Raw genomic sequence first — 12,700 nt, 5'->3', positions numbered from 1 at the left:
CGACAGTATGTGACAGACACACTCATGTCGGTGGCGAATCAGACACGACCATGCACGTCCTCATCGTCGGCGGCGGGGTCGTCGGACTCGCCTGCGCCCACGCGCTGGCCGGTCGCGGGGCCGAGGTCACCGTCTGCGAGGCGGGGACGCTCGGCGGCGGTAGCACGGGTCGCGCGGCGGGCGGCATCCGAACGCAGTTTTCGACGCGCGTGAACGTCGACCTCTCGCTCGCAAGCGTCCCAGTCTGGGAGTCCTTCGCGGACGAGTTCGGCGTCGACATCGACTACCGGCGTTCGGGCTACCTCTTTCTCGCCCGGACCGAGGCGACCGCCGCGGCGTTCCGCGAAAACGTCGCCATGCAGACCGACGCGGGCGCGCCGAGTCGCGTCCTCTCGCCCGCGGAGGCCGCCGAGTACCTCCCGGAGCTCCGAACCGAGTCGTTCGTCGCGGCGACGTTCTCGGCGGCCGACGGCGTCGCAGACCCGCACTCCGCGGTGCAGGGCTACTCGGACGCGGTCCGCGCCGCCGGCGTCGACGTTCGGACGAAGACGCCCGTGACCGACCTCGCTCGCGTCGGTGACGGCGGTGGCTCGGTCGATGCGGGAGCCACTCCCGACGCCGGCGGCTGGCGCGCCGAGACGCCGGACGGTTCCATCGACGCCGACGCCGTGGTCGTCGCGGCGGGCGCGTGGTCCGCCCGGGTCGCGGCGCTCGTGGGGGTTGACCTCCCACTCGCGCCGCGCCGCCGCCAGATAGCCGTCGTGGAACCCGAGGGCGACCTCCCCGCGGACGCCCCGCTCACCATCGACCTCGACACGGGGGCGTACTTCCGGCCGGAACGGGAGGGGACCGCCATCGTCGGCGGGCACTTCTCGGCGTCGGACCCCGACGTGGACCCCGACCGATTCGACGAGTCGATGGACGTGGAGTGGGCGGTCGAGGCGACCGAGCGGGCCGACGACGCCGCGGCTTACTTCGGCCCGGAGACGCGGATTCGGAACGGTTGGGCCGGGCTGTACGCCGTGACGCCCGACCACCACGCGATTCTGGACGAGGCGGCCCCCGGTCTCGTCGTCGCCGCGGGCTTTTCGGGCCACGGCTTCCAGCACGCGCCCGCGACCGGCGAGGCCGTCGCCGACCTGTGTCTCGGCGAGGACGCCTGCGAGGTGGACGTGTCGGCGCTGTCGCTCGACCGGTTCAAGTCGGGCGAGACGCTCCGCGAGCGGAACGTCGCGTAGGAGCGCTCGTCGGGCGGCGCGGCGCCGACGCGGAACGTTTTTACTCGGCACTCACAATCGGTCGCATATGGTATCCGAACCCAAGCGCGGGGCGCGAGCGAGCGAACCGACCACCGACGGGTTCGGAGTTTTCTTTCTGACCGCCTGAGGTCGGCGGACTCCGGCCGGGCGTCACCGCGCCCGCCGGACGAAACCGACCCCGCCGGTCAGCCCCGCCAGCGCGGCGAGGCTTCGAAACTGCTAACCGACCACCAGACGGCTAACGCCACAACGAACCAGATGCGACTTCCGGAATCACAGGTCGCGGTGTTGAACGCCGCGAGCGCCACGGACGAACGAACGATTGCACAGCTCGCGGAGGCGACAGACCAGAAGCCCGAGACGGTGACGGGCGCGGTCTTCGACCTCCGCGACGAGGGACTCGTCTCGGTCGCAGAGACCACGGCGGAGTCCGTCGAACTGACAGACGAGGGCGTCGAGTACGCCGACGAGGGCCTCCCCGAGGTCCGGCTCTACCGCGCCGCGCTCGACGCGGGCGACGGCGACGCGGTCCCGATGGGACAGGTCATCGGCGCGTCCTCCCTCGGCGGCCCGCAGGTCGATATCGCGCTGTCGAACTTCGCGCGCAAGGGCTACGGGCACATCGACTCGGGCGAACTCGCGCCCGACGCGGACGCCGACCCCGACGCCGACGAGGAGGCCGCCGCGCTCGCGGCCCTCTCCGCGGGCGAGTCCGTCGACGGCGACGTGCTCGACCAGCTCGAATCGCGGAACCTCGTGGTCCGCCACGAGCGCACCATCCGCGCCGTCACCCTCACAGACGAGGGCGTCACGGCGCTGATGGAGGGCGTCGAGGCGGCGGAGACGGTCGACCGCCTCACCCCCGAGATGCTCACCTCCGGCGAGTGGGAGGACGTGGAGTTCACCGAGTACAACGTCGAGGCCGACGCGCCCGAGGCCCGCGGCGGCAAAAAGCACATCCTCCGGCAGACCGCCGACCGCGTGAAGGACGTGCTCACCGGCATGGGCTTCGCGGAGATGGAAGGCCCGCACGCCGACGCGGACTTCTGGATCAACGACTGCCTGTTCATGCCCCAGGACCACCCGGCGCGCACCCACTGGGACCGCTTCGCCCTCGACGTGCCGCCGATGGAGGACATCCCCGAGGACCTCATCGACCGCGTCCGCGACGCCCACTTGGAGGGCGTCGGCGACGACGGCGACGGCTACCACTCGCCGTGGTCCGAGGACTTCGCGCGGGCTATCGCGCTCCGCGGCCACACCACGTCGCTGTCGATGCGCTACCTCTCGGGTCACGAGGTCGGGGAGTTAGAGCCGCCGCAGCGGTACTTCTCGGTCGAGAAGGTGTACCGCAACGACACGCTCGACCCGACGCATCTCTTGGAGTTCTACCAAATCGAGGGCTGGGTGATGGCCGAGGACCTCTCGGTGCGCGACCTGATGGGTACGTTCGAGGAGTTCTACTCCCACTTCGGCATCACGGACATCCAGTTCAAGCCGCACTACAACCCCTACACGGAGCCGTCGTTCGAGCTGTTCGGCCGACACCCCGAGACGGGCGAACTCATCGAGATAGGGAATTCGGGGATGTTCCGCGAGGAGGTGCTCCGCCCCCTCGGCGTCGAGTGCGACGTGATGGCGTGGGGCCTCGCCTTAGAGCGCCTGCTGATGCTCATGTACGGCTTCGACGACATCCGCGACGTGCACGGAACGCTCTGCGACCTCGACCTGCTCCGCGAGACGGAGGTGCTCAAGTAATGCCCGTAGTCGACGTTCAACCCGACGAACTGCGCCGCCTGACCGGCCACGAAGACAAGTCCGACGAGGAGTTCAAAGACGACCTGTTCGCGCTCGGACTGGAGTTCGAGGGCGTCACCGACGACGGGGCGTTCCAACTGGAGTTCGGTCCCGACCGCCTCGACCGCCTGTCGGTCGAAGGCGTCGCCCGCTCGCTTCGCTACCAGTACGGCGACGCCCGCGGCGTCTCCGTGCCGAACACGAACGACCCCGACTGGACGTTCGTCGTCGACGACGACGTGCCCGACGAGCGCCCCTACGTCACGGGCGCGGTCGTCCGCGGGGTCGACTTGGACGACGCGGCGCTCGACTCGCTCATCCAGTTGCAGGAGAAACTCCACGCGACGATGGGCCGCAAGCGCGCCAAGGGAGCCATCGGCATCCACGACCTCACGATGCTGAAAGGCGACGTGCTCTCGGAGAACGCCTCCGGCAACTCCATCACGTACACCGGTATCGAACCCGACGGCGACACGTTCGTCGCGCTCGACTCCAACGACGAACTCACGCCCGCCGAGGTGCTCGAACAGCACGCGACGGGTCGGAAGTACGCCGACCTCGTGAGCGAATACGACCGCTACCCGGCCATCTACGACGAAATCGGCCTGTTTTCGTTCCCGCCGGTCATCAACGGCCGCCGGACCGAGGTTTCGACGGACTCCCGCGACCTGCTCGTCGAACTCACCGGCACCGACCAGTGGACCATCGACCGGATGTGCAACATCATCTGCTACGCGCTGGCCGCCCGCGGGGCGACCATCGAGGACGTCGAGGTCCAGTACGAGACGGGCACCGTCACGAAGCCCGACTTCGAAGTCGAGACGAAACACGTCTCCCACGACCGCATCGAGACGGTCCTCGGCGTCGAGTTGGAGCTGGACGAGGTTATCGACCTGTTCGAGCGCTCCGGCCTCGACGCGAACGCCGAACTGGGCGAAGAAACCGTCTACGAGGTCTCCATTCCGCCGTACCGCGTCGACGTGCTCCACCCGCTCGACCTCGTCGACGACGTGGGCCGCGCCTACGGCTTCAACGAGCTCGAACCGCGCTACCCTGACGTGGGGACGGTCGGCCAGCGCCACGAGCGCTCCCGACTCGAAGACGCCGTCCGCACCTCGCTCGTCGGCCTCGGCTTCGAGGACCTGCTCAACTTCCACATGATTTCGGAGGAGGAGAACTACGAGCGCATGGACGTCGAGGTCGGTTCCGAGTATCTCGGCGGCGGCGAACCCGCCTCCATCACCGAACCGTACAGCGAGGACTACACCATGCTCCGGACGTGGGTGTTGCCCTCGCTGACGATGGTGCTGGAGAACAACACCCACCGGGCGTACCCGCAGGACCTCGCGGAAATCGGCCACGTGGCCCACCGCGACGACGACGAGAACACCCGCGTCGCCGAGGCCCGCCACGTCGCGGCCGTTCTCGCCCGTCACGACGCGACCTACGAGGACGCGAAGGCCCGCCTCGCGGCGCTCTGCCGCGACTTCGACGCGGACCTGGAGACGCCCGCGACCGACCACCCGTCGTTCATCGACGGCCGCACCGCCGCGGTCGTCATCGACGGCGAGGAAGTCGGCGTCGTCGGGGAACTCCTCCCGAAGGTCATCGTCGAGCACGACCTCGAACTGCCGGTCGCGGCGTTCGAGTTCGACCTGTCGGCGCTGGCGTAGTCGTTTGGCGATTATTTTTGGTCCAGATTTTTGCGCGACGAGCGATGCGAGTCGCGGAAAAAGGTGGGAGCTTCGACCTGTCGGCGCTGGCGTAGTCGTTTAGCGATTATTTTTGGTCCGGATTTTTGAGAGTCCACGAACCGAGATTTGATAACTTCGGGTAATTCCAGGCCTCCAGTAATTCTTTTCATGCATTTGGTCAGAACGCGATAGAAACCTTTAGGACGCGAGTCGTCGCTTTTTCTGTATGAACGATAATGATGTTCGTCGCGAGACGCTGGCGGTGACCCACGGCGAGCGCGGGCAGGCCCCGGCCCCGGGCGTCGAGGACGTCGTCGTTCCGGTCCACCTCTCGTCGACCTACGCGGTGCCGAGCATCGACCCCGACGCGGACTTGGAGACGCTCGACCCCGACGCGGGCGAGTACCTCTACTCGCGGCTGTCGAATCCGACGCGGAACGCGCTGGAACACCGGCTCGCGGCGCTCGAAGGTGCGGACCACGCGCTGGCGTTCGTCTCCGGCACGGCGGCCATCGCGGCGACGATGACCGCGGTGGTCCGGCCGGGCGACCACATCGTCGCGTTCGAGGACCTCTACGGCGGGACGAAGACGATGCTCACCCGGCTGTTCGCCGACCGGCTGAACGTGGACGTGTCGTTCGTGGACGCCACCGACCCCGAGAACGTCGCGGCCGCGATGCGCGAGGAGACGGCGCTCGTCTGGATGGAGACGCCGACGAACCCGCTCATGCACCTCTGCGACATCGAGGCCATCGCGGCCATCGCCGACGAGGGCGACGCGGTCTTCGGCGTGGACAACACGTTCCTCAGCCCGCAGTTCCAGAACCCGCTGTCGCTCGGGGCCGACGTGGTCGTCCACAGCACCACGAAGTACCTCAACGGCCATTCGGACTCCATCGGCGGCGCGGTCGTCACCGACCGCGAGGACGTACTGGAGGAGCTCACGTTCCTCCAGCGCGTCGGGATGGGGTCGATGCTCTCACCGTTCGACTCCTACCTGACGCTCCGGGGCATCAAGACGCTCCCCCTGCGGATGCGCCAGCACGAGACCAACGCGATGGAAATCGCCGAATTCCTCGACTCCCACGAGGCGGTGACGCGGGTGCTGTATCCGGGGCTGGAGTCCCATCCGCAGCACGACCTCGCGGCCCGCCAGCAGTCCGGCTTCGGCGGCGTGTTGTCGTTCGAACTCGACACCGACCTCGACGGGACCGCCGAGTTCCTCGGCGCACTCCGGGAGTTCCCGCTGGCGGTCAGCCTCGGCGGCGTCGAGAGCCTCATCGAGCATCCGGCGACGATGACGCACTCGCCGCTCTCGCAGACCGAACGCGACGCGCTCGGCATCTCCGATTCGCTGTTGCGGCTGTCGGTGGGCGTCGAGCACGTCGACGACCTGCGCTCGGACCTCGCGTCGGCGCTGTCGGTCCTCTGAGGAGTCCGGGGCTCGCACGGCCGAATTCCGTCCCCTCGGGCACTTAACCGAGGCGTTTAACAGTCCGCCCGGTTGTAGGTACGCCAACGCAATGCCGAGCGGAGAATACGACCCGGAAACCGTCGAGGCGAAGTGGCAAGAGAGGTGGGTCGACGAAGACCTGTACGCGTACCCGGAGCGTGCGGTAGACCCCGACACCGTCTTCTCCATCGACTCACCGCCGCCGACGGTGTCCGGAAGCTTGCATTGGGGCCACGTCTACGGCTTCACCCTCCAGGACTTCGTCGCCCGGTTCAACCGGATGCGCGGCGACGAGGTGTACTTCCCGTTCGGTTACGACGACAACGGCATCGCGTCGGAGCTCCTGACCGAGGACCAACTCGGCATCAAACACCAGGACTACGAGCGACGCGAGTTCCAGAAGCTCTGCCGCGAGGTCACGGCGGAGTACGAAAGCGAGTTCACGGAGAAGATGCAGAACCTCGGTATCTCCATCGACTGGGACCAGACGTACCAGACGATTTCGCCCGAGGTCCAGCGCGTCTCGCAGCTCTCTTTCGTCGACCTCTACGAGAAGGGCCGGCAGTACCGCCAGCGCGCGCCCGCCATCTGGTGTCCCGAGTGCGAGACCGCTATCTCGCAGGTCGAGACCGAAGACGACGAACAGGGCTCGCACTTCCACGACATCGAGTTCGGCGTGGCCGATTCCGAGGAGTCGTTCGTCATCTCCACGACGCGGCCCGAACTGCTCCCCGCCTGCGTCGCCGTCTTCGTCCACCCCGACGACGACGACAACGCGCACCTCGTCGGCCAGGAAGCCGAGATTCCGCTGTTCGGCCAGCGAGTCCCCATCCTCGAAGACGAGCGCGTCGACCTCGAAACGGGCACGGGCCTCGTCATGTGCTGTACCTTCGGTGACCAGACCGACATCGAGTGGTATCAGGCCCACGACCTGCCGCTCCGCGTCGCCATCGACGAGTCCGGCACGATGACCGAGGAGGCCGACGACTACGCCGGGCTCTCCGCCGACGAGGCGCGGGAGGCCATCGTCTCCGACCTCGACGACGCCGGGGCGCTCCTCGACAAGCGCGCCATCACGCACACGGTCAACGTCCACGAGCGCTGCGGCACGAGCGTCGAGTTCCTCGTCAAAGACCAGTGGTACATCAAACTGCTCGACAAGCGCGAGGAGTACCTCGAAGCCGGCGAGCAGATGGACTGGTACCCCGAGAAGATGTTCACGCGGTACAAGAACTGGATAGAGGGGCTCCAGTGGGACTGGGCCATCTCGCGGCAGCGCTCCTCGGGGATTCCGTTCCCCGTCTGGTACTGCGAGGACTGCGAGCACGTCGTCGTGGCCGACCGCGAAGACCTGCCGGTCGACCCGCTTTCCGACGACCCGCCGGTCGACGCCTGTCCCGAGTGCGGCCACGACGAGTTCGCCGCCGAGGACGACGTGTTCGACACCTGGGCCACTTCGTCGCTCACGCCCCTCATCAACGCCGGGTGGGACTGGAACCCCGAGACGGAGGCGATGGAACTCGACCGGCCCGAACTCTACCCGTTCGATATGCGCCCGCAGGGCCACGACATCATCTCCTTTTGGCTGTTCCACACGGTCGTCAAGTGCTACGAGCACACCGGCGAGGTCCCGTTCGACAGCGTCATGATAAACGGGATGGTCCTCGACGAGAACCGCGAGAAGATGTCGAAGTCCGTCGGCAACGTCGTCTCGCCGGACGAGGTTCTAGAGAAGTTCCCGGTCGACGCCGCCCGCTACTGGGCCGCCGGGAGCGCCGTCGGCGACGACCTCCCGTATCAGGAGAAGGGTCTCGTCGCGGGCGAGAAGCTCATGCGGAAGCTCTGGAACGCCTCGAAGCTCGTCGAGAGCCTCACCGAGGACGCGCCCGCCGAGTTCGACCACGACGACCTGAAGGCCATCGACCGCTGGCTGCTCGCGTCGCTCGACCGCGAACTCGAGTTCGTCACGGAGAAACTGGAGAACCGCGAGTTCTCGAAGGCGCGCGACCGCCTGCGCAGTTTCTTCTGGCACACGTTCTGCGACGACTACCTCGAAATCGCCAAACAGCGCGTCCGCGAGGGCGACGACCCCTCGGCGGCGTACACGCTCCAGACCGCCCACAAGCGGTTCCTGGCCTGCTTCGCGCCCATCCTCGCGCACGTCACGGAGGAACTCTGGCGCGACATGTACGACGAGGCGAGCGTCCACGACCAGTCGTGGCCCGAACCGCTCGGCCTCGACGCCGACGTCGCGGCCGGCGAAACCGCGATGGCCGTCGTCGGCGCGCTCCGTAAGTACAAAAGCGACAACCAGCTCTCGATGAACGCCCCGGTCGACCTCGTGGAAGTGTACGGCGACATCCACGGCTTCGAGGAGGACGTGAGCGGCGTCATGCACATCGAGGAACTCGAACTGCTCGACGAGGAGCCCGAAATCGAGTCGGTCGTGACCGGCGTCGACCTCGATTACTCGCTCGTCGGCCCCGAGTACGGCGCGCAGGTCCCGGACATCGAGGCCGCGCTCGAAGGCGACGACTACGAGGTCGAAGACGGCGTGATGCACGTCGCGGGCGTCGAACTCGACCCCGAGATGTTCACCATCGAGGAGTCCCGCGAGTACGTCGGCGACGGCGACATGCTCGAAGCCGGCGACGCCATCGTCATCGTCCAGCACGCCGACTGAGGGGTCGTTCGGTCGGCTTCGTTCGCTCTTTTCTCGGTACCCGGTCGCCCAGCCCGCGGCTCGTCAGCCGTCGCGGCTCGGCACTGGTGTCTCGCTCTCGGCCTCGGTTTCGGCTTCTGTCTCGGTCCCAGCTTCCGTCTCCGCCTCCGACTCAGCTTCAGCCTCAGTTTCGCCGCCGCCGTCGAAGGCGGCCAGCACCGCGGCCGCGTCTTGGACGTGGGGAACCGTCATCGGGTGGTTCGCGTTCGCGTCGTCGGTGCGGACCTCCTCGGGGTCGGGGACCGTGAGTTGCACGTCCGGTGTCGTGTCCACGTCGGTCTCGAACCGCACCGTCTCCGTGCCGAACAGGCGGTCGACGGCGTGGGTGGACACGCCGACCTCGGTGACCGCGTCGCGTTCGAGGCGGGCTTGCGGCTCGTCTAACAGCGCGTCGTGGGCGACGAGTACCTCGCCGTAGCACCGGAACTCGACGGGGCCGGTTTCGAGATAGCGGGAGACTCCCCGGAGGGTCCCGAACGCGGCGGCGAGGGCGAGCGGCGCGAGCGCGACCGTCCACGCGCCGAAGAAGACGAGCGCGGCGGCGACGCCGTAGCACCACAGCACGCCGCTGGTGACCGTGTACCGGAGGCTCTGGTAGACCGCATCGGCGAGGGCGACCGCGCGGGCGGGCGCGGTTCGATAGGTCGGCGCTCCCGTCGGCTCCTCGACCGGAATCGGTTCTATCTCGGTCTCCTCGCTCCCGTAGAGGCGGTAGAAGACGCCTCGCGTTTCGCTCCGTTCGAGCTGGAGCGCGCGGAGGTCGTAGAGGAGTTTCAGGCCGACGAGAACCACGAGGAACACGTCGTTTTCGAGTTCGACCGCGAACGGCCCGAAGACGAACATCAGCAGTCCGGCGGCGAACAGGAACTTGAACGGGGGAAGCAACACCGACCGCGCGGAGTGGTCGCGGTAGCCGCCCGCGGCGAAGTATTTGGTAACCGTTTCGACACCCCGCCCGACGAACACGCCCGCGCCGCCCAGCAGGATTTGTCCGGCGACCTCGTCGGTGACGACCGGGTCGGTCAGGCCGAAGGCGACGAAGGCGACGGCGAGTTCGAGCGGGACGAGCAGGAACGCCGCGATGAGGAGCGTCGGGACGTTCCGAAGATAGCCCGGCGGGAGCGGTCCGGGCAGCGAAACCGACCCTCGTTTGGCCTGCAACGGGCCGAACAGCCGGTCCCCGTCGCCGATGGCGTTGTTGGGGCGCTTGGCCGCGAAGGGTATCTTCACGAGCGTCCACCACAGCACGGCGGCGATTTCGGCGACGAACACGCCGAAGAGCGCGGCCGGTGCCCAACCGAGAAACAGGACGCCGAGCGGCGCGACGGCGTTCGAGACGAGAACCGCGAGCACGCCGGAGACACGAGTGGAGGGCGGGCGCACGATTTGTCAAGCGACCGGGCGGAAAATCAGTCTTCGGTTCGGAAGCGAGACGCGGGCGGTCGGTTCTCGCGGTGAGCGGTCGTCGCGGGCGAACGTTACAGTCCCGACCCGACGGCGTCGGCCACGTCGTCGAAGCCGTCGCGGTCGAGCAGGTCGAGGAGGCCGCGGTTGATGTCGCGAGCGATAGACGGCCCCTCGTACACCAAACCCGTGTAGAGTTGGACCACCTCGGCCCCGGCGCGAATCTTCCGATAGGCGCTTTCGGCGTCCGAAACGCCGCCGACGCCCACGACGGGCACGTCGGTCCGCTCGGCGATGAAGCGAATCATGTTCGTGGCCTCGGCCTCGATGGGTTTCCCGGAGAGGCCGCCGCGTTCTGCTCGGTTCGGGTTCCGAAGAGTGTCGGGCCGCGAGGTGGTCGTGTTGCTGGCGATAACGCCGTCGAGCCCGAGGTCGTCGACGACTTCGAGCGCGTCCTCCACGGCGGGGTCCGGGAGGTCCGGCGAGAGTTTCACGAGCAGCGGGTCGGCACCGGCGTCGACGAGCGTCCCGAGAATCGCTTCGAGGGAGTCGCGGTTCTGCAAGTCGCGGAACCCCTCGCTGTTGGGACACGAGACGTTGACGACGAAGTAGTCCGCGCCGTCGGCAACGCGCTCGTAGGTGTACCGGTAGTCCTCGGGGGCCTCCTCGGTGGGCGTCACCTCCGAGAGCGCGAGGTTGACACCGACCGGGATATCGGGGTGCGGTCCGGCGGCGAGGCGCTCTCCGACCGCGTCCGCGCCCTCGTTGTTGAGGCCCATACGGTTGATGAGCGCCTCGTCTTCGGGGAGGCGGAACATCCGCGGGCGCGGGTTTCCGGGCTGCGGCTCCGCGGTGACGCCGCCGACCTCGACGTGGCCGAAACCGAGCGCCGAGAGGACGGTGGGTATCTCGGCGTTCTTGTCGAAGCCGGCCGCGACGCCGACCGGGTTCGGGAAGTCGAGGCCGAACGCGCGCGTGGCGAGCCGGGCGTCGTCGACGCGGTAGCGCCGCTCCAAGAGCGGTTCGGCGGGCGTGCCGCGCGCGGCCGCGAGCAGGCCGTGAATGGTCCGGTGGGCGGTCTCGGGCGGGAGCGAAAACAGGAGCGGTTTGGCGAGTCGGTAGGGGTTCATTGCTGTCTGTCGGGCCGTCCGCTGGGGGCGAGTCGGTTCGAGACGATACGGGTCACGCGCTTAGAAGTCGTGTTCGACCTGGTCTGGGTCCGCTTTCTGGATGATGATTTTGCCGTCCCGAACGCGGACGAACACCTCGTCTCCGATCTCCATCCCGGCGACCGCGAGTTCGTCTTCGTGGAGGTTGACGTGGACGTTGTGGTACTCGCCGTTCTCGTCTTTGGCGCCACTCGGACTGAGCTTCTTTTTCCGGACCATCTGGGGGTCTATCCGTTGGTTCGCCGCAGGGGATACATAAGTGTTGTCTCCGTCTCTCTGTGGAGTGGTGATTTTCGCCGCAACCGGATCGTCTCGCATCGAAACTCGTCGCCACCTCGGTGGGGTCGGCGGCCCGGCAAATCGGTCGAGTTTATAAGTATCACGGCGTCGTCGGTCGAAATCCGGCGATATATTTATCATGTGCCATGTGGTTCATTGCCATAGAGGTGGAAAATCATGGTACGCGAGGACGGTAAGCGAAACTTCGTGCTCCGAGAGGAGGACGGTACAGAGACGAGTGTGTTTTCGGGCAGCATGCCGAGACAGGCGGCGCTCAAGGCGGCCCGACGACTCGACCCCGCCGGCTCCGAGGACGACGCGAAGTCGGACGCGGTCGAGATTCGACTCCGGGAGAAAGGGACTGATAAAGTCCACATCTTCGACGCGTGGGCGTGGAACAGCAGCGCCCCCGAGGACAAGCCCGGCTGGATGGAGGGGAAGATTACCAAAGGAAACGTTTCCAAGAAGGGAATCGAGCACCTCGACGAGTAATCCGACCGACGTTCACATTCTTATCGTGCGCACGCACGTGTAGCATCCGAGTCGTAGTGCAGTCGATACGCCTTTCAGATAGCGCCGCCAGCGTCTGCTTGCGCGACCGACACCCGGTCAGACCGCACGTGCGACGCGGGGGATGACCGACCGGCCTCCAGTCGCGCGATATCTATCCCTTCGAGACTCATCGCTCTCCCCGACAGTCTGTCATCATTTTATGAGTAACCCCGCCATGAAACCGCATGACGAAGCGCCATCGGTTCGACGGCCTTTTATGTATCCCGGGCATTCGGATTAATGCGAAGAAGCGCACGGGGGTACTCCCCCTGAAAGCTTCCACCGAACGCCCCTGACCCCAAGGTCGTCAGGCGCTCACCGGGATGACACACCTTCCCGGGGGTCGCCACGATACGACGGCCTTAAGTGGT

General features: G+C 67.0%; 9 protein-coding genes. 6 read left to right on the top strand and 3 right to left on the bottom strand.

Features of this window, described 5'->3' with window-relative positions; translation table 11 throughout:
- Nucleotides 1-50 precede the first annotated feature (50 nt).
- The 5 genes from E4P24_RS00045 to E4P24_RS00025 all read left to right on the top strand — a co-directional run bounded on the left by E4P24_RS00045 (nucleotide 51) and on the right by E4P24_RS00025 (nucleotide 8,886).
- Complete coding sequence (locus E4P24_RS00045; protein WP_115801926.1) at nucleotides 51-1,238, top strand: FAD-binding oxidoreductase; 1,188 nt, start codon at nucleotides 51-53, stop codon at nucleotides 1,236-1,238.
- 279 nt (nucleotides 1,239-1,517) lie between these two features.
- Complete coding sequence (locus E4P24_RS00040) at nucleotides 1,518-3,017, top strand: phenylalanine--tRNA ligase subunit alpha (protein ID WP_115801925.1); 1,500 nt, start codon at nucleotides 1,518-1,520, stop codon at nucleotides 3,015-3,017.
- Complete coding sequence (gene pheT / locus E4P24_RS00035) at nucleotides 3,017-4,729, top strand: phenylalanine--tRNA ligase subunit beta (RefSeq protein WP_188147940.1); 1,713 nt, start codon at nucleotides 3,017-3,019, stop codon at nucleotides 4,727-4,729. The genes E4P24_RS00040 and pheT overlap by 1 nt, the downstream gene beginning before the upstream one ends.
- A 247-nt stretch (nucleotides 4,730-4,976) precedes the next feature.
- The gene (locus E4P24_RS00030) at nucleotides 4,977-6,182 is read left to right on the top strand and encodes a PLP-dependent aspartate aminotransferase family protein (RefSeq protein WP_115801923.1); all 1,206 of its coding nucleotides are present in this window, start codon (nucleotides 4,977-4,979) and stop codon (nucleotides 6,180-6,182) included.
- A 91-nt stretch (nucleotides 6,183-6,273) separates the two neighbouring features.
- Nucleotides 6,274-8,886: a valine--tRNA ligase gene (locus E4P24_RS00025; RefSeq protein ID WP_188147939.1), complete on the top strand. Its 2,613-nt coding sequence runs from the start codon at nucleotides 6,274-6,276 to the stop codon at nucleotides 8,884-8,886.
- 63 nt (nucleotides 8,887-8,949) lie between these two features.
- Here the strand turns inward: E4P24_RS00025 and E4P24_RS00020 are convergent, their stop codons facing one another.
- The 3 genes from E4P24_RS00020 to E4P24_RS00010 form a co-directional block, all read right to left on the bottom strand.
- Complete coding sequence (locus tag E4P24_RS00020) at nucleotides 8,950-10,308, bottom strand: DUF6498-containing protein (protein ID WP_282348790.1); 1,359 nt, start codon at nucleotides 10,306-10,308, stop codon at nucleotides 8,950-8,952.
- Nucleotides 10,309-10,403: 95 nt separating this feature from the next.
- Nucleotides 10,404-11,459: a quinone-dependent dihydroorotate dehydrogenase gene (locus E4P24_RS00015; RefSeq protein ID WP_115860769.1), complete on the bottom strand. Its 1,056-nt coding sequence runs from the start codon at nucleotides 11,457-11,459 to the stop codon at nucleotides 10,404-10,406.
- 60 nt (nucleotides 11,460-11,519) lie between these two features.
- A complete protein-coding gene (locus tag E4P24_RS00010) occupies nucleotides 11,520-11,717 on the bottom strand; it encodes a hypothetical protein (RefSeq protein WP_004044784.1) in 198 nt (65 codons plus the stop codon).
- Nucleotides 11,718-11,954: 237 nt separating this feature from the next.
- On the opposite strand from E4P24_RS00010, the gene E4P24_RS00005 reads away from it, so the two are divergent.
- Nucleotides 11,955-12,269: a non-histone chromosomal MC1 family protein gene (locus E4P24_RS00005; protein ID WP_004044781.1), complete on the top strand. Its 315-nt coding sequence runs from the start codon at nucleotides 11,955-11,957 to the stop codon at nucleotides 12,267-12,269.
- Nucleotides 12,270-12,700: the final 431 nt, after the last annotated feature.

The sequence above is a fragment of the Haloferax sp. AS1 genome (assembly GCF_014530665.1).
GTDB lineage: Archaea > Halobacteriota > Halobacteria > Halobacteriales > Haloferacaceae > Haloferax > Haloferax volcanii.
The sequence above is the reverse complement of the archived record's forward strand: the minus strand, read 5'-3'. Positions and strand labels throughout refer to the sequence as shown.

Bases quoted from the DNA above. Each gene is read 5' to 3' on its own strand.
- E4P24_RS00045 (WP_115801926.1), top strand. From the start codon at position 51: ATGCACGTCCTCATCGTCGGCGGCGGGGTCGTCGGACTCGCCTGCGCC.
- E4P24_RS00015 (WP_115860769.1), bottom strand. From the start codon at position 11,459: ATGAACCCCTACCGACTCGCCAAACCGCTCCTGTTTTCGCTCCCGCCC.
- E4P24_RS00005 (WP_004044781.1), top strand. From the start codon at position 11,955: ATGGTACGCGAGGACGGTAAGCGAAACTTCGTGCTCCGAGAGGAGGAC.
- pheT (WP_188147940.1), top strand. From the start codon at position 3,017: ATGCCCGTAGTCGACGTTCAACCCGACGAACTGCGCCGCCTGACCGGC.
- E4P24_RS00025 (WP_188147939.1), top strand. From the start codon at position 6,274: ATGCCGAGCGGAGAATACGACCCGGAAACCGTCGAGGCGAAGTGGCAA.
- E4P24_RS00040 (WP_115801925.1), top strand. From the start codon at position 1,518: ATGCGACTTCCGGAATCACAGGTCGCGGTGTTGAACGCCGCGAGCGCC.
- E4P24_RS00030 (WP_115801923.1), top strand. From the start codon at position 4,977: ATGAACGATAATGATGTTCGTCGCGAGACGCTGGCGGTGACCCACGGC.
- E4P24_RS00010 (WP_004044784.1), bottom strand. From the start codon at position 11,717: ATGGTCCGGAAAAAGAAGCTCAGTCCGAGTGGCGCCAAAGACGAGAAC.